26 protein-coding genes and 1 tRNA gene are annotated in these 21,285 nt (G+C 61.6%); 6 read left to right on the forward strand and 21 right to left on the reverse strand.

All coding sequences use genetic code 11. The annotated features are described in order from the left end of the window. Positions 1-45: 45 nt before the first annotated feature. The 4 genes from E6P07_RS07080 to ubiK all read right to left on the reverse strand — a co-directional run bounded on the left by E6P07_RS07080 (position 46) and on the right by ubiK (position 4,280). Positions 46-1,101 carry a PilT/PilU family type 4a pilus ATPase gene (locus E6P07_RS07080; protein WP_153974958.1) on the reverse strand — a complete coding sequence of 352 codons (1,056 nt, stop codon included), beginning with the start codon at positions 1,099-1,101 and terminating at the stop codon, positions 46-48. Positions 1,102-1,123: 22 nt separating this feature from the next. Continuing rightward, complete coding sequence (locus E6P07_RS07085; RefSeq protein WP_153974959.1) at positions 1,124-2,359, reverse strand: PilT/PilU family type 4a pilus ATPase; 1,236 nt, start codon at positions 2,357-2,359, stop codon at positions 1,124-1,126. A 122-nt stretch (positions 2,360-2,481) separates the two neighbouring features. Beyond that, positions 2,482-3,999, reverse strand: coding sequence for a YifB family Mg chelatase-like AAA ATPase (locus tag E6P07_RS07090; protein ID WP_153974960.1), 1,518 nt, complete (start codon positions 3,997-3,999; stop codon positions 2,482-2,484). Positions 4,000-4,013: 14 nt separating this feature from the next. Then, positions 4,014-4,280, reverse strand: coding sequence for a ubiquinone biosynthesis accessory factor UbiK (gene ubiK / locus E6P07_RS07095; RefSeq protein WP_153974961.1), 267 nt, complete (start codon positions 4,278-4,280; stop codon positions 4,014-4,016). A 458-nt stretch (positions 4,281-4,738) separates the two neighbouring features. Here ubiK and E6P07_RS07100 point away from each other — a divergent pair, with 458 nt between their 5' ends. From E6P07_RS07100 to E6P07_RS07115, 4 genes are all read left to right on the forward strand, one after another. Further along, positions 4,739-5,470 carry a TorF family putative porin gene (locus tag E6P07_RS07100; protein ID WP_153974962.1) on the forward strand — a complete coding sequence of 244 codons (732 nt, stop codon included), beginning with the start codon at positions 4,739-4,741 and terminating at the stop codon, positions 5,468-5,470. 65 nt (positions 5,471-5,535) lie between these two features. After that, positions 5,536-5,874, forward strand: a complete 339-nt coding sequence (gene glnK / locus E6P07_RS07105; protein WP_153974963.1) for a P-II family nitrogen regulator — start codon at positions 5,536-5,538, stop codon at positions 5,872-5,874. Between the two features lie 25 nt (positions 5,875-5,899). Next, a complete protein-coding gene (locus E6P07_RS07110; protein WP_153974964.1) occupies positions 5,900-7,252 on the forward strand; it encodes an ammonium transporter in 1,353 nt (450 codons plus the stop codon). Positions 7,253-7,509: 257 nt separating this feature from the next. After that, positions 7,510-8,463 carry an HD-GYP domain-containing protein gene (locus E6P07_RS07115; RefSeq protein ID WP_153974965.1) on the forward strand — a complete coding sequence of 318 codons (954 nt, stop codon included), beginning with the start codon at positions 7,510-7,512 and terminating at the stop codon, positions 8,461-8,463. Between the two features lie 33 nt (positions 8,464-8,496). Here E6P07_RS07115 and E6P07_RS07120 read toward each other — a convergent pair whose 3' ends face one another. Beyond that, positions 8,497-9,318, reverse strand: coding sequence for a UDP-2,3-diacylglucosamine diphosphatase (locus E6P07_RS07120; RefSeq protein ID WP_153974966.1), 822 nt, complete (start codon positions 9,316-9,318; stop codon positions 8,497-8,499). Positions 9,319-9,486: 168 nt separating this feature from the next. Between E6P07_RS07120 and E6P07_RS07125 the strand changes: the two genes are divergently transcribed. Beyond that, a complete protein-coding gene (locus E6P07_RS07125; protein WP_153974967.1) occupies positions 9,487-10,707 on the forward strand; it encodes an argininosuccinate synthase in 1,221 nt (406 codons plus the stop codon). A 252-nt stretch (positions 10,708-10,959) separates the two neighbouring features. Here the strand turns inward: E6P07_RS07125 and E6P07_RS07130 are convergent, their stop codons facing one another. Together E6P07_RS07130 and E6P07_RS07135 are read right to left on the reverse strand one after the other, a co-directional pair. Continuing rightward, positions 10,960-11,409, reverse strand: a complete 450-nt coding sequence (locus E6P07_RS07130) for a gamma-butyrobetaine hydroxylase family protein (RefSeq protein ID WP_153974968.1) — start codon at positions 11,407-11,409, stop codon at positions 10,960-10,962. A gap of 306 nt (positions 11,410-11,715) precedes the next feature. After that, positions 11,716-11,789, reverse strand: a tRNA-Cys gene (locus E6P07_RS07135). Positions 11,790-11,889: 100 nt separating this feature from the next. Here E6P07_RS07135 and E6P07_RS07140 point away from each other — a divergent pair. Next, positions 11,890-13,254: a DEAD/DEAH box helicase gene (locus E6P07_RS07140; RefSeq protein ID WP_153974969.1), complete on the forward strand. Its 1,365-nt coding sequence runs from the start codon at positions 11,890-11,892 to the stop codon at positions 13,252-13,254. A 41-nt stretch (positions 13,255-13,295) separates the two neighbouring features. Here the strand turns inward: E6P07_RS07140 and E6P07_RS07145 are convergent, their stop codons facing one another. From E6P07_RS07145 to rpsH, 14 genes are all read right to left on the reverse strand, one after another. After that, positions 13,296-14,042: an SAM hydrolase/SAM-dependent halogenase family protein gene (locus tag E6P07_RS07145; RefSeq protein WP_153974970.1), complete on the reverse strand. Its 747-nt coding sequence runs from the start codon at positions 14,040-14,042 to the stop codon at positions 13,296-13,298. 138 nt (positions 14,043-14,180) lie between these two features. After that, a complete protein-coding gene (gene rplQ, locus E6P07_RS07150; protein ID WP_153974971.1) occupies positions 14,181-14,573 on the reverse strand; it encodes a 50S ribosomal protein L17 in 393 nt (130 codons plus the stop codon). Positions 14,574-14,654: 81 nt separating this feature from the next. After that, the gene (locus E6P07_RS07155) at positions 14,655-15,665 is read right to left on the reverse strand and encodes a DNA-directed RNA polymerase subunit alpha (protein ID WP_153974972.1); all 1,011 of its coding nucleotides are present in this window, start codon (positions 15,663-15,665) and stop codon (positions 14,655-14,657) included. Between the two features lie 23 nt (positions 15,666-15,688). Beyond that, the gene (gene rpsD / locus E6P07_RS07160) at positions 15,689-16,309 is read right to left on the reverse strand and encodes a 30S ribosomal protein S4 (RefSeq protein ID WP_153974973.1); all 621 of its coding nucleotides are present in this window, start codon (positions 16,307-16,309) and stop codon (positions 15,689-15,691) included. A 27-nt stretch (positions 16,310-16,336) separates the two neighbouring features. After that, positions 16,337-16,726 carry a 30S ribosomal protein S11 gene (gene rpsK / locus E6P07_RS07165; RefSeq protein ID WP_153974974.1) on the reverse strand — a complete coding sequence of 130 codons (390 nt, stop codon included), beginning with the start codon at positions 16,724-16,726 and terminating at the stop codon, positions 16,337-16,339. A gap of 40 nt (positions 16,727-16,766) precedes the next feature. After that, complete coding sequence (gene rpsM / locus E6P07_RS07170) at positions 16,767-17,123, reverse strand: 30S ribosomal protein S13 (RefSeq protein ID WP_153974975.1); 357 nt, start codon at positions 17,121-17,123, stop codon at positions 16,767-16,769. 85 nt (positions 17,124-17,208) lie between these two features. Beyond that, positions 17,209-17,322: a 50S ribosomal protein L36 gene (gene rpmJ, locus E6P07_RS07175; protein ID WP_012971531.1), complete on the reverse strand. Its 114-nt coding sequence runs from the start codon at positions 17,320-17,322 to the stop codon at positions 17,209-17,211. Positions 17,323-17,444: 122 nt separating this feature from the next. Then, entirely contained in the window at positions 17,445-18,797 is a 1,353-nt protein-coding gene (gene secY, locus E6P07_RS07180) for a preprotein translocase subunit SecY (protein WP_153974976.1), read from the reverse strand. A gap of 18 nt (positions 18,798-18,815) precedes the next feature. Continuing rightward, positions 18,816-19,250 (reverse strand): 50S ribosomal protein L15, encoded by a 435-nt coding sequence (gene rplO, locus E6P07_RS07185; protein ID WP_153974977.1) that lies wholly within the window; start codon positions 19,248-19,250, stop codon positions 18,816-18,818. 1 nt (position 19,251) lies between these two features. Beyond that, positions 19,252-19,443 carry a 50S ribosomal protein L30 gene (rpmD, locus tag E6P07_RS07190; RefSeq protein WP_153974978.1) on the reverse strand — a complete coding sequence of 64 codons (192 nt, stop codon included), beginning with the start codon at positions 19,441-19,443 and terminating at the stop codon, positions 19,252-19,254. Between the two features lie 3 nt (positions 19,444-19,446). Next, positions 19,447-19,953: a 30S ribosomal protein S5 gene (gene rpsE / locus E6P07_RS07195; RefSeq protein ID WP_153974979.1), complete on the reverse strand. Its 507-nt coding sequence runs from the start codon at positions 19,951-19,953 to the stop codon at positions 19,447-19,449. 12 nt (positions 19,954-19,965) lie between these two features. After that, on the reverse strand, positions 19,966-20,328 hold the full coding sequence (gene rplR / locus E6P07_RS07200) for a 50S ribosomal protein L18 (protein ID WP_153974980.1): 363 nt from the start codon (positions 20,326-20,328) through the stop codon (positions 19,966-19,968). Between the two features lie 12 nt (positions 20,329-20,340). Continuing rightward, positions 20,341-20,874, reverse strand: coding sequence for a 50S ribosomal protein L6 (gene rplF / locus E6P07_RS07205; protein ID WP_153974981.1), 534 nt, complete (start codon positions 20,872-20,874; stop codon positions 20,341-20,343). A 12-nt stretch (positions 20,875-20,886) separates the two neighbouring features. Further along, positions 20,887-21,282 (reverse strand): 30S ribosomal protein S8, encoded by a 396-nt coding sequence (gene rpsH / locus E6P07_RS07210; RefSeq protein ID WP_153974982.1) that lies wholly within the window; start codon positions 21,280-21,282, stop codon positions 20,887-20,889. Positions 21,283-21,285 lie beyond the last annotated feature (3 nt).

Here is a 21,285-nt window from a genome sequence, read left to right on the forward strand (position 1 = left end):
CTCAAGCAGCCAGTAACGGCGAGATTCAGATTCAGCCATAACGGATCAGCCAAAATGGATCTTCGCCTCCAGATTGGGCGCCGAATCGGCATTGGCCAGCGCCTCTTCCAGGGTGATGGTACCAGCGTTGTAGAGCGCCAACAGCGCATCGTCAAAGGTGCACATGCCGCCGGCGGTGCTCTCCTGCATCGCCTCGTTAATGGATTCGACCCGTCCGTCGCGGATCAGGTCGGCGATGTGCGGCGTGTTGACGAGGATCTCGATCGCCGCGCAACGCGAGCCGTCCTTGGTGCGCACCAGACGCTGCGACAGGATGGCGCGCATATAGACCGAAAGATCCATGAACAGCGTCTTGTGCATCTCCTGCGGAAACAGGTTGATGATGCGTTCCAGCGCCTGATAGGCATTGTTGGCATGCAGGGTCGAGATCGCCAGATGGCCGGTGCCGGCCAGCTCGATGGCTGCCTCCATGGTTTCGCGAGTGCGGATCTCACCGATCAGCACCACGTCCGGGGCCTCGCGCAGCACGCTCTTGAGGGCATTGGCATAGCCCTTGGTGTCGATGCCGATCTCACGCTGGCTGACGATGCACTGCCGGTGTCTGTGGGTGAATTCGATCGGATCCTCGATGGTGACGATGTGTCCAGTCGAATGGCGGTTGCGGTGGTCGATCATGGCCGCAAGCGTGGTCGACTTGCCCGAGCCTGTCGCCCCAACCATGAGGATAATCCCACGTTTGTGCATGATGAGCTCAGAGAGGATCGGCGGTGCCTTCAGTTCTTCGAGCGTCGGCACCTCGGACCGGATATAGCGCAACACCATCGCCGGGTGGCCACGCTGGAAATAGGCGTTGACACGAAAGCGCGCCCTGCCTTCGAGCGCAATGGCAAAGTCGAGTTCGCGCTCGCGTCTTAGTTCCTCGATCTGCTCGGGGGTCATGATGCCCTCGATGGCCTGGTGACAGGCGTCGGCAGTCAATACCGTCTCGCCGACCGAGCGGATGACGCCCTCGATCTTGATCTTGACCTGGGTGCCTGGGGCGAAGAACAGGTCCGATGCCTTGTGCTTGATCATGAGCTCGAGATACGGCTTGATATCCATGGCGGCTTACCGTCGCAGCGCGTTATCGATTCGGCGTGAAGGGTGTCGGCGGGTCTTCGATGGTCGAGACTGGCGAGGGCCCACCGAATCTATTCGAATCCGGATCGTCCTCCTCGTCCTCGTCGTTGAGGATCGACAGGGCTTCAGTCCCGCTGAAATGATCCTTCTCGCGTGCGCTACGGCCTTCGAGCTTGATCGCTAGACGCAGACCATTCATGGAGTCGGCGTTGCGCAGGGCGTCTTCGTAAGAGATCTTCCCGGCCTCATACAGATCGAACAGCGCCATGTCGAAGGTCTGCATCCCGAGTTCGCGCGATTTCTTCATAACCGCCTTGATGCCGCCGACGTCGCCCTTGAAGATCAGATCCTGGATCAGAGGTGAGTTGAGCATGATCTCGACGGCGGCGATACGCCCACCATCGGTGCAGGGCAGCAGACGCTGCGAGATGATCGCCTTCAGGTTGAGCGAGAGATCCATCAGCAGCTGAGCGCGGCGCTCCTCGGGGAAAAGGTTGATGATGCGGTCGAGTGCCTGGTTGGCGCTGTTGGCGTGCAGCGTCGAGAGACAGAGGTGTCCGGTCTCGGCGAAGTTGATCGCATGTTCCATGGTTTCGCGGGTGCGGATCTCGCCGATCAGGATCACGTCCGGGGCCTGACGTAGGGTGTTGACGAGGGCGGCGTCCCAGCTCTCGGTGTCGACCCCGACCTCGCGCTGGGTCACCAGACAGTTGATATGCGGGTGCACATACTCGACCGGATCCTCGATAGTGATGATGTGACCATAGCTGTTGGCGTTACGATGACCGATCATGGCCGCCAGGGAGGTGGACTTACCCGAACCCGTACCGCCGACCATGAGTACCAGGCCGCGCTTGTTCATCACGATCTCCTTGAGCACCGGCGGCAGTTTGAGCTCCTCGATGGTCGGGATGTTGGAGTTGATGGTACGCAACACCGCGCCCGAGAGCCCCTGTTGCACGAAGGCATTGACGCGGAAGCGTCCAATACCCTTGGGGCTGATGGCGAAGTTGCACTCCTTGTGGGCATCGAAGTCGCGCACCTGGCGATCGTTCATGATCGAACGCACCAGGATGTTGGTCTGCTCGCCAGACAGCGTCTGCGTGCTCATCGGCGTCATGCGTCCGTGGATCTTGCAGGCAGGGGGAAATCCGGCGGAGATGAAGAGATCGGACCCATTCTTCTGCATCATCTTGCGCAAACAGTCGAGCATGAAATTTGCGGCTTGCTGACGGTCCATAACGCCCCCCTGATGTTAGGTTACGACGATCGGCGATGATGGTCGCGCATCCGATACCGAGGTGCACCGGCGCGCGTTGCCCTGCTAGATCCTAAATCTAGCAGAGCGGAAATGGCGCCGACTCAAACTTTGACGCCCCGATCGAGCCGGCGGTAACCAATGGCCTCGCTCAGATGTGTCGTGTCGATGCGCTCGGCGCCGCCCAGGTCGGCGATGGTGCGCGCCACCTTGAGAATCCGGTGATAGGCGCGCGCCGAGAGCGCCAGTCGTGTCAGGGCCTGCTCGATCAGCTTCCGTCCCGCGGCATCGAGCGCACAGTCGCGCTCGATCTCGGCGGGCATCAGCTCGGCATTGGACTTGCCAGCGCGCGCCAGCTGTCGTTCGTGCGCCGCCATGACACGGGCGCGCACCTGGGCCGTGGTCTCGGTCGCGCGCGCCGCCGGTCTGGTGAGCTGCTCCACGTCCAGGCGCAAGACCTCGACATGCAGATCGATGCGATCGAGCAGCGGACCGGACAGACGCCGGCGGTAACGCGCCACCTGGTCTGGACTGCAACGGCAGCGCCCGGTACTGTCGCCCAGATAACCACAAGGACAGGGATTCATGGCCGCGACCATCTGGAACCGCGCAGGGAAACGCACCTGACGTGCCGCACGCGCGATGTCGATCCAGCCCGCCTCCAGCGGCTCGCGCAGCACTTCCAGCACCCGACGATCAAACTCAGGCAGCTCGTCGAGAAAGAGCACGCCATGATGCGCCAGGGAGATCTCGCCCGGTCGTGGCTGGGTGCCACCGCCGACCAGGGCCGCCGCCGAGGCCGTGTGATGCGGTGAGCGGAAGGGGCGCTCCAGCCAGCGCGACGGATCGAAGGGGTCACGCCCACCGACCGAGCGGATCGTCGCTGCCTCCAGCGCCTCGGATTCGCTCAAGGGCGGCAGCAACCCGGGCAGGCGCATCGCCAGCATGGACTTGCCGGCACCGGGCGGCCCGATCATCAGGATCGAGTGCCTTCCGGCGGCAGCGATCTCCAACCCGCGCTTGCCGTGCTCCTGACCGCGCACATCGGCCAGATCCGGATAGACAGGCTGGGCCTGGATGCGTTCTGAGCCAGATTGGAGCGGCAGTGGCTCAATCCCGTCGAGATGGGCGCAGACCGCGCGCAGATGCGTGGCCGGGCGCACCTCGAGCCCCTCGACCAGGGCCGCCTCGGCAGCATTGGCGCGGGGCAGGATCAGCGCCCGCCCAGACGCGCGGGTCGCCAAGGCAATGGGCAGCACACCCTGGACCGGACGCAACTCGCCGGAAAGCGCCAACTCGCCGATGAACTCATAGCGTTCGAGCGTCTCGGTCTGGAGCTGGCCTGAGGCCCCCAGGATACCGAGCGCGATCGGCAGATCGAAACGCCCGCCCTCTTTGGGCAGATCCGCAGGTGCGAGATTGATCGTGACCCGCCCATTGGGGGTCTGGAATTTGTTGTTGACGAGCGCGCCATGCACCCGGTCCTTGCTCTCGCGCACCGCCATCTCGGGCAGACCGACGATCGATATCGCCGGCAGTCCGCCCGAGAGCTGAACCTCGACCGTGACCGGCGGCGCCTCGATCCCAAACCGCCCACGGCTGTAAAGGATACAGAGGGCCAAGACCCGCCCCGCAATCAGCCGGTTCGATCCCCGGACGCCGCCAAGGCTTGCTCCAGGGCCGCCACCCGCGACTCCAGCATCGAAAGCTTCGCGCGCGTGCGCGCCAGCACCGCCGACTGCACGTCGAACTCCTCACGCGTGACCAGATCGAGACGCGACAGCCCCGCTTCCAGCGATGCGCGTAGATTGCGGTTGATATCCTCCTGCAAGACCTGGAGCCCCTTCGGCATGGCCGAAGACAGGCGCTGGAACAGATCATCGAAGTGTTTTGGGTCCAACATCGTCTGAAGACCTTAAATGGGCTTGGAATAGAGAGCTAGGATCGAAAGCGACCTCGATCGGGCATTATAGGGGCGTGTTCGCGAACCGTCTTGCATTTAGCCCCGCTCCACGAACGAGCATCCACCCGACTCGACCGGGCCAGCACGCCTCATGTTGGTGCAACCATCTGGTGTGGCCTTCGCACATGAGGCTAAAAAGCATCCAAGCAGACGCGCTAAAGCCGCCTGAAACCAAGACGCCACGGCCTTCAGGAATCCTTCCCAGACCTTGGTGACATCCCGGCCAGGCCGCACCGCCCGGCGGTCAAATCCAGGTTTTGATGATCGATGGCATGTTCTCTGCTTTGTTTGGCGATAGGCAGCCGGGACCACCTGGATCGAACCGTCCTTTGCTCGAGCCGAAGACGTCCCTGATCGACCAACCCCATCCAACGACAACCCAGCACGAGGGAACCTCCATGAAGACACAGAGAATAAGCGCGCTCGTTGCATCCGGCCTCCTAGTCGTGGGCGCGAGCGCCTCGCAGGTCGCACTCGCTGCAAAAACGCACTCGGTCAGCGCCAACCTCGGCGCCGTCAGCAACTACATCTGGCGCGGCCAGAGCCAGACCCAAGATGGTCCGGCCATCCAGGGCGGTCTGGATTATGCCCACGAGAGCGGTTTTTCGGCCGGCACCTGGGTCTCGAACGTGGACTTCGGCGACGACATCAATGACATCAACTATGAGCTCGATTTCTACACGGGATTCGGCGGCTCGATCAGCGACGACTTAAGCTACGCACTCAAGCTCATCTACTACGCCTATCCAGACGGGCGCGATTCCGACTTTTCCGAGATCGGGGCAAGCGCCACCTACAAGTGGCTGACCGCCGGCGTCGATTACACCCTCTATGGTCAGGCCGACGATGCCGATGGCGTCGCCGACGGCGAGTCGACTTACATCGAGGGCGATCTCTACTACCACGCCAGCCTCGATTTCGAGCTGCCCTTTGAACTGGGTCTGAGCCTACGCGGCGGCTATTACGACTTCCGCTACAACGAGGGCGGCAACGACTATGCACACTGGGGTGTGACGCTCAGCCGCAAGGCTGGTGACTTCGGTACCTTCAGCCTCAACTACGACCAGATCGGACGCGACACCTATGACGACGACCCCAGGGTCTGGGTCGGCTGGCTGAAAGAGTTCTGAGCGCGTTCGCCTTAGTCGTCTGGGTGTCCAAGCCTTGGGTTCCCACTGCAAGGAGTCAAACCACCATGAAACTGGTTTCAGCCATCATCAAACCCTTCAAGCTCGATGACGTGCGTGAGGCGCTCGGCGACCTCGGCGTCTCCGGGATCACGGTCACCGAGGTCAAGGGCTTCGGTCGCCAGAAGGGCCACACCGAACTCTATCGCGGCGCCGAATATGTCGTGGACTTCCTGCCCAAGATCAAGGTCGAGATCGCCGTCGAAGATGCCAGGGTCGATCAGGTGATCGAGGCCGTCAGCAAGGCCGCGCGCACCGGCAAGATCGGCGACGGCAAGATCTTTGTCTTCGCGCTCGATCAGGTCATCCGGATCCGCACCGGCGAGACCGGCGCGGACGCACTCTGATCAAGACTTTATTGAGAGTTCTAATATGAGATCGACGCCCTTTTCCAAACGCCTCCGACTGCTGCTTGCGGTCGGCTTGGGACTCGTGCCCTTCCTGGTTCTGGGTCAGGAAGAAACGCCAAGGCTCGACTCCGGCGATACGGCCTGGATGCTGACCGCCACTGCGCTGGTGTTGTTCATGACCATCCCCGGGCTGTCGCTGTTTTATGCCGGTCTGGTGCGTGCCAAGAACGTCCTATCGGTACTCATGCAGTGCTTTGTCATCACCGCCATGATGAGCCTGCTGTGGGCCATCTATGGCTATAGCCTGGCCTATACCGACGGTGGCTCCTTGCAGTGGCTCATCGGCGGCTTCGAGAGGCTCTTCCTCTCGGGCCTGACGATCGACTCGATCAACGGCACCATCCCAGAGTCGCTCTACATGACCTTCCAGATGACCTTTGCCATCATCACCCCAGCGCTCATCGTCGGCGCCTTTGCCGAGCGCATGAAGTTCTCGGCCATGCTGGTGTTCATGGCGCTGTGGTTGACCCTGGTCTATGTCCCGATCTGGCACTGGGTGTGGGGCGGTGGCTGGATCGCCAATCTGGGCGCCATCCTTGGATTCACCGCGGAAGGCGGCGGCGCGATCGATTTTGCCGGCGGCACCGTGGTCCACATCAATGCCGGTATCGCTGGTCTGATGGCTGCGCTCGTACTCGGTCCACGCAAGGGCTATCCGGGAACCGCCATGCCGCCGCACAACCTGGGTCTGACCGTGATGGGGGCCTCGATGCTCTGGATCGGCTGGTTTGGCTTCAATGCGGGTTCGGAACTCGCTGCCGACGGCACCGCCGGCATGGCGCTGACGGTCACCCAACTGGCCACGGCCACGGCAGCCCTGACCTGGATGTTCGCCGAGTGGATCAATCACGGTAAACCCTCGGTGTTGGGTATCGCCACCGGGGCGGTCGCCGGGCTGGTCGCCATCACCCCGGCCTCGGGTACCGCCGGCCCCATGGGGGCGATCGCCATCGGCTGTGCCGGTGCTTTCTTAGCCTTCATCGCCTCAACCAAGCTCAAGCGCAAACTTGGCTACGACGACTCGCTCGACGTCTGGGGCGTGCATGGCGTGGCCGGTATCGTCGGCGCCATCCTGACCGGTGTCTTCGCCTCCCCGCTCCTGGGCGGCTCGGGTTTGGCCGAAGGCATCGAGACCATGGGGGCCCAGGTGCTGATCCAGATCGTCTCGGTCCTGGCGACCCTGGTTTATGGCGGCGTGCTCAGTTTGCTGATCCTGCTGACAGTGAAGTCCACCCTGGGTCTGCGCGTCACCGAGGAAGAGGAGACCATGGGCCTGGATCTGTCACAGCACGACGAGCGCGGCTACATCCTCTAATCGGCGCCCAAGGGCGGTCGGCGCTATCCGTCCACACTCCCGAGATCGGGGTGCCTTCATCATGCCTCGACTGTTGTTGTGATTTTGGGGCCATTCGGCCCCATTCTTTTGTCCATCAGAGCCATGTAAGCCAGTGCCTGCTTCATCGCCCTTGTTCGCGCGCAACCAATCGATCAAGATCGGGACTTACCACAAGGAGCACAGTTTGACCATGCCGGTTTAGAATACGGACGTCGCTATCCATCAGCGCCCCGACCATGTCAACACTCGACGGTGACGCCATCCAACCGATATCCGAACTGAAGCCTGTGGATCTATGGCCGGCGCTGCATCGACGGCTCCAGAAACTCAGTCCCGACTCCGTCAATGGTCCGGATCTCCAAACTCAACTTGCTCGGCTCGAAAGCACGCTGACCCAAGCCCTGGCGGAACATCCCGATGACAGTCTGTTCGTACTCGTACAGATGCTTCATGATCCACGCCATGGTTATAGTGTCTCTCATGCACTGCTAGCGGCTGTGACCTGTCAGCTGGTGGGTCCGCCCGCCGGCATCCAGGGCGAACGACTCCAGGCGCTGACTCGGGCCGCGCTGACGATGAATATCGCGATGCGTGCCTTGCAGGATCAGCTCACGGCTCAGGTCCGGCCCCCGGATGTCGAGCAACGCCGCGCGATCGAGCAACACCCGATCGAGGGTGCCAAGAGCCTGCGTCGGCTGGGGGTGAGCGACGAGACCTGGCTGTCTCTGGTCGAAGAGCATCATGAGACCCCGGATGGCCGTGGCTATCCGCGGGGCAAGCCAGTGCGCGATTCGCTGCAGCATCTGCTGCGCATGAGCGACCTGTTCGTGGCCCGCATCAGCCCGCGCCGGAGCCGACGAGCCCTGGCGCCCAATGCGGCGGTGCGCAATCTCTATCTGGAGACGCGCGACTACGCCGGCGAACTCGGCGCCATCTTTGCTAAGCAAGTCGGCATGTATCCACCCGGAACCTATGTACGGCTCCAGAGCGGCGAGACAGCGGTCGTTATCCGGCGTGGAGAGCGCGTCAACTTTCCATTGACTGTCGCCATCGCCGATCCGATCGGCGTCCCGCTGAGCCCGCCTCAGGTCCGAGATACCCAGCTACCCGGGCTGGGCATCAAGCGCTACGTGGATCCGGAAGAGGTGCGCGTGCGCATCGACCTGAGGCGATTGTTGGAGCGACTCTAGCCCTTGGCCTTTCTTAATCTTAAAGAGTCGCGACTAGCCGGCGCGCGCCAGGGCGATTGCCGGTTCTGGAGCGGGCGCAGCGGCCAGCGACTCGGGATAGGCGTCGGTCCAACGCAGCACTTCCAGCCGCCCGTCGTGATGCTCGACCAACGCAGTACAGCTCTCGACCCAGTCGCCACAGTTGCAGTAGGTCACACCGGCGATCTGGCGCATCTCGGCATGATGGATATGGCCGCAGATCATACCGTCCAGGCCGCGCTGTTTGGCCTCGGTGGCCACGGCGTGCTCATAGTTGCCGATATAGCTGACGGCGTCCTTGACCCGATGCTTGAGATAGCCGGCCAGCGACCAGTATTTGAGTCCGAAGAGGGCGCGCACCCGGCTGATGAAGCCGTTGAGCGCCAGTAGCCGGTCATAGGCGTGCGAACCGAGCCGCGCGAGCCACAGGCTGTGCTGAACGACGCGATCAAACTTGTCGCCATGCAGCACCAGGAACCTACGCCCGTCGGCGGTCGTATGCACCACTTCATCACACACCCGCACGTCGCCGAATCGGACATCGAGATGTTCGCGGAAAAGCGCATCGTGGTTACCCGGGATATAGATGACCTCGGTTCCGGTACGCACCTTCTCCAGCACCGTGCGCACCACCTGATTATGCGCGTCTGGCCAGTAGAGACCGCCCTTCATCGCCCAGAGATCGACGATGTCGCCGACCAGATAGAGCTGCTTGCAGTGAGTTGACCGCAGGAAATCAAGCAGAAACCGCGCCTGACAGCCGCGAAAGCCCAGATGCAGGTCCGAGATGAAGATGCTGCGATATTTGAGTGGCTGCATACGCTTGACGTCCGACATCGCCTAATCCGACTCCGGTGAAACGATAGGCACGATATGTTCGTCAAGATTGATGACCAAAGCGTTGAGGCTTGGTGAAGATGCGGTTAAATCGTCCAACCCAAGCGGTTCCCGTATACTGTGGGCTTTGCCCGCGAGGGTGTTTTTCCTGAGATCTGGAGTGAGACGATGGCGCACGGCGCAATCAAAAAGGTGGTCCTGGCCTATTCCGGCGGACTAGATACCTCGGTCATCCTGAGATGGCTGCAAGAAGAGTACGGTTGTGAGGTGGTGACCTTCACCGCCGACATCGGTCAGGGCGAGGAGCTGGAACCGGCGCGCGCCAAGGCCCAGGCCGCCGGGGTCAAGGAGATCTATATCGACGATCTCTGCGAAGAGTTCGTCAGCGACTTCGTCTTCCCGATGTTTCGCGCCAATGCCCTCTATGAGGGCGAGTATCTGCTCGGCACCTCGATCGCCCGGCCACTGATTGCCAAGCGTCTGATCGAGATCGCCGCCGAGACCGGCGCCGATGCCATCGCCCATGGCGCGACCGGCAAGGGCAACGATCAGGTCCGCTTCGAGCTGACCGCCTATGCCTTAAACCCCGACATCAAGATCATCGCCCCCTGGCGCGAATGGGATCTGCTCTCGCGCGACAAGCTCATGGCCTATGCCGAGCGCCACGGCATCGCGGTCGAGATGAAGCGCGATGGCACCAAGTCACCCTACTCGATGGACGCCAACCTGCTGCATATCTCCTATGAGGGCTATGAGCTGGAGGATCCCTGGGTCGAGCCCAGCCCAGAGATGTGGCGGTGGACGGTGGCACCCGAGCAGGCACCTGACCATCCGACCACGATCGAGATCGGTTTTGAACACGGCGACCCAGTGGCCATCGATGGCCGGCGTCTGAGCCCGGCGAAACTCCTGGCCGAGCTCAACCGGATCGGTGGGGCCAATGGCATCGGGCGCACCGACATCGTCGAGAACCGCTATGTCGGCATGAAGTCGCGCGGCTGCTATGAGACCCCCGGCGGCACCATCCTGCTCAAGGCCCATCGCGCCATCGAGTCGCTCACGCTCGACCGCGAGGCGGCCCACCTCAAAGACGAGCTGATGCCGCGCTATGCCAGCCTGGTCTACAACGGCTATTGGTTCTCGCCTGAGCGCCAGATGCTCCAGGCCGCCATCGACGAGACCCAAAAGGTCGTCAACGGCGAGGTGCGGCTCAAGCTCTACAAGGGCAATGTCATAGTCGTGGGTCGCAAATCGGAGAGCAACAGTCTGTTCGATGCCGCGATCGCAACCTTCGAGGAGGATGCTGGCGCCTACAATCAGGGCGACGCCACTGGCTTCATCCGTCTGAACGCACTGCGGCTGCGTGTGGCCGCGCGCAAGCGAGGTTGACGCAGAAATAATCCATCCGGGACTCCTATCCCGGATGGATGTTCAGCTTAAATCGCTCGCAACCCAGATACCGATGCCTGTGCCGGAAGGCTGACCACCGGATGGGCGTCGGCGTTTCAGAAGATGACCTCTCGATTTTCAAGCCGCACGGCTCGGACACATCGCCGGCCGGCTCGATCGGGCCTGGAACAGATTCGCTGTGGACCAAAGGGACTCAGCACAGGAGTCATCGCTGTTTCCCCGTTGTTCGGATCAGCGTGTTTCGTGCGTCGTCGTAGTGGTGGCCGCTGGCAGCTCGGACGGCGCCTCGCCGCGCGCCCTGAGCTCGTCGAATGGATCCGGGCCGCGGCGCTCGTATCCCGCCTCCTTGAGCCGGCGCAGATAATCGTACCAAAGCGGTTGCCAGGCGCGACCCAGCTTGTAGAGATAGGCCCAATCGTATAGACCCGAATTGTGCCCATCATCGAAATGGATCTTGACCGCATAGCGTCCGATCGGCTCTAGATCACGGATATTGACCCCCTCCTTGCCGACCTGGAGCCTGGCCGTCGCTGGCGAATGGCCACGCACCTCGGCCGAGGGTGAATAGACGCGCAGATACTCGCACGGCAGTCGGAAACGCGCACCGTCCTCGAAGAGGATCTCCAGCACGCGCGATTGTTGACGCAGATTGAGTTCGATCGGGAGGATGTGTTGTTCCATGGACTTGGAACCTCGGTGGCTGTTTGGCTGTGGATCGCTCACATGGGGGCAAGCGAACGAGGTCCCTAGGCGGACGTGTTGGATTCAATCAAGACGGCTTGCAACCTCGGCACCAGCGTCAAAGCCCCATCGAACGCCGCAAACGTGGGACAGCGCCTTTGGCGGTCGGGCGGTTGCCCCGGATCTTGCCCCTACTCTTTTTGCGATGTCAATGGACGTTGTGAGACGTTACGGAACCAATAGACAAGAAAAAACCCGCACTTAGGCGGGCTTCGGGATGTCTTGAAACGGCTTGAGACGGGTATTTGGAGGCTGAGCCCGGAATCGAACCGAGGTCCACGGCTTTGCAGGCCGCTGCATAACCACTCTGCCACTCAGCCTTGAGAGCTGGGCATTGTAATCACAAAGCGCCCAGCTGTCACCTCTATCGCGCGGGATTTCACACCTCATCCGCCGCTTTGGTGATATGTTTTCATCCCCATGAACACACACTTCTCTGAGTTTCTCCTTCCCGACGCGCTCATGCGCGGTCTGGCCGACGCAGGCTATACGACACCGACCCCAGTCCAGGCCCAGGTGATCCCGCTGGCGATGGAGGGCTTAGATTTGCTGGTCTCAGCGGCCACGGGCTCCGGCAAGACGGCGGCCTTTCTGCTGCCGATCATGCAACGCTTCATCGAAGGGCCGCGCCATGATGGCGGCACCCGCGCCCTGATCCTAGTGCCAACCCGCGAGCTGGCACGTCAGATCCATGACCATTTCATGCGTTTGGGCCGCTATACGCGCCTGACCTGCGGCGTCATCACCGGTGGCGCGTCCAAGGCCCATCAGATCGCGACCCTGCGCAAGGATCCCGAGATCCTGGTGGCCACCCCGGGGCGTCTGCTTGAATTTCTGGAGACGGGACAGGCGGATCTGAGCGACCTGGAGTTCCTGGTGCTCGACGAGGCCGACCGGATGCTCGACATGGGCCTCGCCGGCGACGTGCTGGCGATCATCCGCTACAGCCGTCCCGAGCGCCAGTCACTCCTGTTCTCGGCGACGCTCAAGCAGCGCGGTCTGAATCGGATCATCGCGCATCTGCTTCGTGATCCGCGGCGGGTCGATATCGATCCGATCCGCCAACAGCACCCGGACATCGCGCATTGGCTGTTTCTGAGCGACGGACTAGAACACAAGCAACAGCAGCTTCTGTGGTTGCTGCGTCACGAAACCTATGACAAGGCCCTGATCTTCACCAACACCCGCGAGGGGGCCGTGGCGCTAGGCAACTTCCTTCAAGGCCAACAGCAGCGGGTCGCCGTGCTGCACGGCGAACTCGATCAACGCGAGCGCAATCGCGTCATGGGGCTGTGGCATAGCGGGCGTGTGAATACGCTCATCGCAACCGATCTGGCCGCACGCGGACTCGATGTGCCGGGTGTGCAGCGGGTATTCAATTTTGACTTGCCGCGCCGGGGCGATGACTATCTGCATCGTACCGGACGTACCGGACGCGCAGGCGAGACCGGCGTGGCTATCTCGCTGGTCGGTCCACCTGAATGGAACCGGATGGAGAGCATCACGCGCTATCTCAACCTAACCTTCGAGCTGCGCGAGATCCCGGGACTCAAGGCCAACTTCAAAGGGCCGGTGAAGCGCAAAAAACCGACTAAACCGGCGAAGACACGCAATAAGTGCACATCTAGGGCCTTGGTCGGGGCGAAACAGCGCAAGAAGGAACGTCTACGCGACCGCAAGAACATCGGCAAGCGGCGTGTGCCGTCGAGTGTCAAGGCGCAGGAGGCGGGTCATGCGCCTCTGACGAGGCACTTACGCGAGGATGCCAAGTCGGGCAAGGATTGATCCGCGTCAAGAGGGTGCGACCCTCCGCGGGCCATGCCCTTTCAGCCAAACTCGACCGTCTCACCCACACCTAGCACAAGCTGTCGATCGGCACGTCCCTGATTGACCGCGATCTCGATCAGACCCAGGGCGTTCTCGTACCAAAACGCCTGTCCCGGCTCGACCTCGTAGAAGGTACGGGCGCGGGGCAACGGCTGTCCGTGGATCCGCAACACGGCCTGGTCAGCAAGACTGGACGCACGCACGCCCGTCATCAGATTGCCGAAATGGTCGATATAGACAATGGCCGGGCACTCGTCTGGCCAGTCGGCGCCGACCATGTCGGCCGGTGCCAGTGGAGCCAATTGCAGGTCCTTGCCCAGCACCAGCCGCGCGGCAGACGGTGCAAACCAGTCGCGCCCATGGAAGCTTGCCGACATCCGCTCCGGCTGCCAGCCGATGCGCCACACCGCCCCATCGCCGGCACGTCGCACCACAAGCGCCAGTAGACCATTGTCCGGCCCGATTAGCCAGTGACCCTCGACCCGAACCAGCAATCCAGCGCGCGCACTTCCGACCCCAGGATCGACGACACAGAGTAAAAGCGAGTTAGGCGGCAGATCGCGTAGCAGTGCTGGGAGCAGGTAGGCCGCGAGATCCGGTCTGAAGGGTGGCAGATCCTGCATGAGCCCCATACAGGGAATACCGGGCAATAGCGAATGCAGACGCGCCTGTATCTGACCGACATAGAGATCCGTGCCAAAATCTGTGGCGAGCAGAATACGTTCGATAGCAGGCTGAGCAGACATGAATCGGGTCTTGCTGGATCCAAGCCAGAGGCGTTTCGAGCAGACACAAAAACGCCGAGCATGGGCCCGGCGTTTTTAGGCCATCTGGAGCCAGGTCGTCGCATCTCGCCGATGCCTCGGCTCCAGACAAGGCGCGCCTCAATCCTCGTCGTCCTCGATCACCGTGGCCTTAGCCGGACGATCGACCAACTCGACGTAGGCCATCGGAGCGGCATCACTGTGACGGTAGCCACACTTGAGGATACGCAGATAACCGCCCGGACGGCTCCGATAACGAGGGCCTAGCTCAACGAACAGCTTACCGACCGCCTCCTTGTCACGCAGACGCGCGAACGCCAGGCGGCGCGTGTGGACCGAGTCAGTCTTAGCCAGGGTAATCAAGGGTTCGGCGACGCGCCGCAGCTCCTTGGCCTTGGGCAGTGTGGTCTTGATCAGCTCATGACGAAAGAGCGATGACGCCATGTTGCGGAACATGGCCTCGCGGTGCGAGCTGGTGCGATTCAGTTGCCTTCCGGCTTTGCGGTGACGCATGGTCCTGATCCCGAAATAATCGTTAAATCGTTAGATGGCATGGATCGGTCGGTGCGGATCCTTGAGATCCGCACACGCGCCTTAGCGAATGAGCTCAGCGATGTTCTCAGGCGGCCAGTTCTCAAGACGCATGCCCAGTGATAGCCCGCGCGTGGCCAGCACGTCCTTGATCTCGGTGAGCGACTTCTTGCCTAGATTGGGTGTCTTGAGTAGCTCAACCTCGGTGCGCTGGATCAGGTCACCGATCAGATAGATGTTCTCGGCCTTGAGACAGTTGGCCGAACGCACCGTCAGCTCCAGGTCGTCGACCGGGCGCAGCAAGATCGGATCATAGGGCAACTCATCGCGCGTCTCCTGGACCTGGGTCTCGGCGGGTACCGTGCCTTCCAGTGCCACAAAGCTCGACAGCTGATCGCGCAGGATGGTCGCTGCGCGTTGGATGGCTTCCTTCGGATCGATGGTGCCGTTGGTCTCTAGATCAATCACCAGCCGGTCGAGGTCGGTACGCTGTTCAACACGCGCCGACTGTACCTCGATGGCCACGCGCCGCACCGGGCTGAAGGAGGCGTCAATTGGCAGCTTGCCGATTGGACGATCCTCGACACCCCCGTGCTCGCGCTGGCTTGCTGGCTCATAGCCGCGACCGCGACGCACGGTCAGGGTCATGCTCAGATCGGTATCAGCCGTCAGGTTGGCGATCACCAGCTCGGGGTTGGCGATCTGGGCCGTGTGATCGATGATGATGTCGCCTGCCGTCACCGGTCCTGGACCGCGCTTGCTCAGGGCAAAGGTCGCCTCGTCTTTCCCATGGAGCACGATGGCGAGCTGCTTGAGGTTGAGCAGGATCTCAAGCACATCCTCCTGCACGCCTGCAAGCGTCGTGTACTCGTGCAGCACCCCCTGGATCTCGACTTCCGTTACGGCGTACCCGTCCATCGACGACAGCAAGATTCGCCGCAGCGCGTTGCCAAGCGTGTGGCCGAAACCGCGTTCGAGCGGCTCCAGCGAGACCCGTGAATGACACGGGTTGCCATCGACCTCCTCGACCTTGACGATGCGCGGCTTGAGAAATTCCCCAATAGCGTCAGTCATTCAGTGCCTCTTAAGGGAGCTCCTTACTTGGAGTACAGCTCGACGATCAGGGATTCGTTGATGTCAGCCGGAAGATCCGAGCGATCTGGAATGCGCTTGAACACACCCTTTAGGCCCTTGGTATCGACCTCGATCCAATCCGGAAAGCCGTACTGCTCGGCCAGGGCCATGGCATTCTGCACGCGCACCTGTTTTTTGGCCGCTTCGCGGACCTCGATGTGATCCTCAGCAGCAACCTGATATGACGGTATGTTGACGACACGTCCGTTAACCAAGATGCCCTTGTGGCTGACGAGCTGACGCGCCTCGGCGCGCGTGGATCCGAACCCCATCCGATAGACGACGTTGTCGAGCCGGCGCTCGAGGAGTTGCAACAGGTTTTCACCGGTCGCACCCTTGGAGCGCGCGGCCTTCTTGTAGTAGTTACGGAACTGACGCTCGAGCACGCCGTAGATACGACGCACCTTCTGCTTCTCGCGTAGCTGCACACCATAGTCGGAGAGGCGGCGGCGACGGTCGGCCATCTGGCCGGGCTGCTTCTCTAGCTTGCACTTGGTATCGAGCGAACGCGCGCGGCTCTTGAGCGAGAGGTCTACACCCTCGCGCCGCGCCAGCTTGCAGGTTGGGCCTATGTAACGTGCCATATGTCTTCCTGTTGAACCGTCGAACCCTCAGACGCGCCGCTTTTTTGGGGGGCGGCAGCCGTTGTGCGGGATGGGCGTCACGTCGGTGATACTGGTGATCTTGAACCCAGCATTGTTGAGTGCGCGCACCGCAGACTCGCGCCCCGGCCCTGGCCCCTTGACGTTGACATCTAGGTTGCGCAGACCATATTCCTTCGCGGCCTGACCGGCCTTGTCGGCGGCGACCTGAGCAGCGAAGGGCGTGCTCTTGCGCGAGCCGCGGAAACCCGAGCCGCCGGAGGTCGCCCAGGTCAGGGTGTTGCCCTGCCGATCTGTAATGGTGATGATGGTGTTGTTGAAGGAGGCGTGGACATGGGCGATTCCGTCTGCGACCTGCTTCTTGACCTTTTTTTTCGTGTTGCGAATCGGTTTAGCCATTCGACTTCAATCCAAGTTCATCTGGCCGAGCGCAAGGCGCTTAGCGTTTGATCGGGCGACGCGGACCCTTGCGGGTCCGGGCGTTGGTGCGGGTGCGCTGACCACGCAGCGGCAGCCCACGACGATGACGGATGCCCCGGTAGCAGCCGAGATCCATCAGCCGCTTGATGTTCATCGACACCTCGCGCCGCAGATCGCCCTCGACCGTGAACTTCGCGACCTCATTACGCAGCCTGTCGATTTCTTCTTCTGTAAGGTTCTGGACCTTAGCGGTACGCGCGATACCTGCCGCATCGCAAATCAGGCCCGCGCGGGTGCGACCGATGCCGTAGATCGCGGTCAGCGCGATCACAGCGTGTTTTTTGTCTGGGATATTGACGCCGGCGATACGGGCCATGTCTACAAACCCCTTAATCCTATAAGGCTCAGCGGGTAAATTGCACAGTTTATCAAACGGTTTATTTAGGTCAACCAAGAATCGATCAACCCTGGCGCTGCTTGTGACGTGGATCGGAACAGATCACACGCACCGAGCCATTGCGCCGAATGATTCGGCAATTTCTGCACAGCTTTTTGACGGATGCACGCACTTTCATGTTTTTCTCTCCCAAAACCGCGTCCACGTACGACAGGCGGTGTTTGCAATGAACCGACCGTCCGAGAGCGACTCCGGACGGTCGCCGCGCTGGACGCGGTCTACCAAGATTTGTTGACGGCCTCAGCGCAGCAGTCCGCCGCCCGGTGCCTTCAGGTTGGCCTTCTTCATCAGCCCTTCGTACTGGTGCGACATCAGATGTGCCTGCACCTGCGCCATGAAGTCCATGACCACGACGACCACGATCAGCAGCGAGGTACCGCCGAAATAGAAGGGTACGTTGTAGCCAACGATCAAGAACTCTGGTAGCAGACAGACGGCGGTGATGTAGATGGCACCAGCGGCGGTCAGCCGAGTCATGACGCCATCGATATAACGCGCCGTCTGCTCACCCGGACGGATGCCTGGGATGAAGGCACCCGAGCGCTTGAGGTTGTCTGCCGTCTCCTTTGCGTTGAAGACCAAGGCGGTATAGAAGAAACAAAAGAAAATAATCGCCGAGGCATAGAGCAGCACATAGATCGGCTCACCGGGTGCCAGCTTGGAGGTGAGCGTGGCGATCCAGCGCAGATCCTCGTTGCTACCGAACCACTGCCCAAGCGTGCCCGGAAACAGGATGATACTAGAGGCAAAGATCGGCGGAATCACACCGGCCATGTTCAACTTCAACGGCAAGTGCGTGCTCTGCGCCTGGATCATCTTGCGCCCCTGCTGGCGGCGCGCATAGTTCACCGTGATGCGCCGCTGACCGCGCTCGACGAAGACCACGAACGCCGTCACGGCGAGCGCCATGGCGAACAGCGCCAGGACACCCAGTACGTTCATCTCGCCGGTGCGCGCCAACTCCAATGTGCCGCCGAGCGCCGCCGGCAACCCAGCGACGATACCGGCAAAGATGATCATCGAGATCCCGTTGCCGATGCCGCGCTCGGTGATCTGCTCGCCGAGCCACATCAGGAACATGGTCCCTGTCACCAGCGACACGGTCGCGGTGAACACGAAACCCACCCCCGAGTGCACTACCAGGGCAGCACCTCCAGCCGTCTGACCCTGTAGCGCCACCGAGATACCGATCGCCTGGAAGGTCGCCAGAAATACCGTGCCGTAACGGGTGTACTGGGTGATCTTGCGCCGTCCGGACTCGCCTTCTTTCTTGAGCTGATCGAGCTGTGGCACCACCGAGGTCATCAATTGCACGATGATCGAGGCCGAGATATAGGGCATGACACCAAGTGCGAACAGACTCGCGCGCTGCAGGGCCCCACCCGAGAACATGTTGAACATGTCCAAGATCGAACCCTGATTCTGCTCGAAGAGGATGGCCAGCGCCTCTGGATTCACCCCCGGCACCGGGATGAAGGTACCGATGCGATAGACGAGCAGGGCCCCCAATAGAAACATCAGGCGCTGACGCAACTCGGTCAACTGCCCCATCCCACCGAGTGCCCCTACCATGGATCCAGCGTTTTTAGCCATCCGTCTCAAGCCCTTGGGTTAGTCTTCGATCGTGCCGCCGGCGGCCTCGATCGCGGCGCGCGCGCCCTTGGTCACACCCAGACCACGGATGGTCAGGGCACGCGTGACCTCGCCGGAGGCGATGATCTTGGCGCTCTTGACTGTGCGGTTGATGATCCCGGCGGCCCTGAGCGTGTCGAGGTCGACGACCTCACCCTCGACCAGATTCAGCTCGTTGAGGCGTACCTCGTCCTTCTCCAGCGCCTTGCGCGACCGGAAACCGACCTTGGGCAGACGCCGCTGCAAGGGCATCTGACCGCCCTCGAAACCGACCTTATGAAACCCGCCGGCACGGGCCTTTTGCCCCTTGTGGCCACGGCCGCAGGTCTTGCCCAGCCCGCTTCCGATCCCGCGTCCGACACGCTTGGCGGAGGGACGGCTACCCGGATCGGGCCGCAGATCATTGAGTCTCATCTCAGGCTTCCTCCACGATCTTGACCATGTAGTGCACGGCATTGACCATGCCGCGCGTACAGGGCGTATCCTCGACCTCGACAACCTGGTGCAGGCGACGCAGACCCAATCCACGCACGCAGGCCTTGTGCTTCTCCAGGCGCCCGTGCACGCTGCGCACCAGCTTGACCTTCATCATCTTTTTGTCGGACATCGCTTACCCCAGGATCTCTTCGATACGCTTGCCGCGCTTGGCGGCCACGGTCGCTGGATCGCTCATGGTGCGCAGACCATTGACAGTGGCGCGCACGACGTTGGTCGGGTTGTTGGTGCCAATGCACTTGGCAAGCACGTTCTGCACACCAAGCACCTCGAACACGGCACGCATGGCACCACCGGCGATGATACCAGTACCCTCGGAGGCCGGCTGCATGAAAACCTTGGCTGCGCCGTGTTTGCCCTGCAAGGGATATTGCAGGGTCGAGCCATTGAGCTTGACCTCGATCATATTCTTGCGGGCGCTTTCCATCGCCTTCTGAATCGCGATCGGCACCTCACGCGCCTTGCCGCGACCGAAGCCGACCCGGCCCTTGCCATCTCCGACCACAGTCAGGGCCGCAAAGCCGAACTGACGACCACCCTTGACCACCTTGGCCACACGATTGACCGCCACCAGCTTTTCGAGGAGCTCATCATCTTCTGCTTTTGGATTGGAGTTTGCCATGGATTCGCGCCCTTAAAATTTCAGTCCGCCTTCACGCGCCGCATCCGCGAGCGCCTTGAGACGACCGTGATAACGGAAGCCAGATCGGTCGAAAGCGACCGTCTCGACACCAACGGCCAGGGCGCGCTCGGCGATCGCCTTGCCAATAACCACAGCGGCGGCGATGTTGGCCTTGTTGCCTGTGATTTGCGCGGCCAGGGCCTTCTCGACGGTCGAGGCACTGGCGAGCACGCGGTCGCCGCCTTTGCCGGGCGCGATGATCTGGGCATAGGTATGGCGCGGTGTGCGATGTACGCACAGCCGATAGACGCCAAGCTCACGCATCTTGGCACGGGCCCGCGTCGCACGACGCAGGCGAGCCTGTTTCTTGTCCATCGTTGCGACCCCTTATTTCTTCTTAGCTTCCTTACGCAGGACATTCTCGTCCGCGTAACGAACTCCTTTGCCTTTGTACGGCTCCGGTGGGCGGAAGGCCCGGATCTCGGAGGCGACCTGACCGACCTGCTGCTTGTCAGCACCCGACACCAGGATCTCGGTCTGGCTTGGAGTCTCGATCGTGATGCCCTTCGGCACCGGATAGATGACCGGATGCGAGAAACCCAGACTGAGGTCGAGTACGTCGCCCTTGGCCTGGGCGCGATAACCGACGCCGACCAGGGTCAGCTTGCGCGTAAAACCGCTGCCACAGCCGGTGACCATATTGTTGAGCAACGCACGGGTGGTACCAGCCAGGGCCCAGGCCTCGGTCTGGCCCTCAGCGGGTGCGACCCGGATCTCGCCGTTCTCCTCGCAGACACGCACGGCTGGATGGACACGCCAGCCCAGGGTACCCTTCGGACCCTTAACAGTGACATCCTGGCCCTTGATCTCGACCGTGACGCCCTTGGGGAGCTTGATCGGTGCCTTTGCAACACGTGACATCTTGGCCTCCCCTTAAGCGACGTAGGCGATGATCTCGCCGCCATGTCCGGCCTGACGGGCCGCGCGGTCGGTCATCAGACCCTTGGAGGTGGAGACGATGGCGATACCGAGCCCAGCCCAGACCTTGGGCAGATTGTCCTTGCCGCGATAGATGCGCAGTCCGGGGCGCGAAACGCGCTGGATAAGCTCGATCACGGGTTTGCCGCGATAGTACTTGAGCTTGATGACCAGCTCGGGCTTGCCGTTCTTGGTCTCGACCATGGCGTCGGCGATGTAACCTTCTTCTTTGAGCAGGTTCGCAATCGCAACCTTTTGCTTGGAAGACGGCATCACGATCGTGATCTTACCGCGCTGCTGGCCGTTGCGGATGCGTGTCAGCATGTCCGCGATCGGATCCGATAGACTCATTGA

This window comes from Thermochromatium tepidum ATCC 43061 (assembly GCF_009664085.1).
Classification (GTDB): Bacteria; Pseudomonadota; Gammaproteobacteria; order Chromatiales; family Chromatiaceae; genus Thermochromatium; species Thermochromatium tepidum.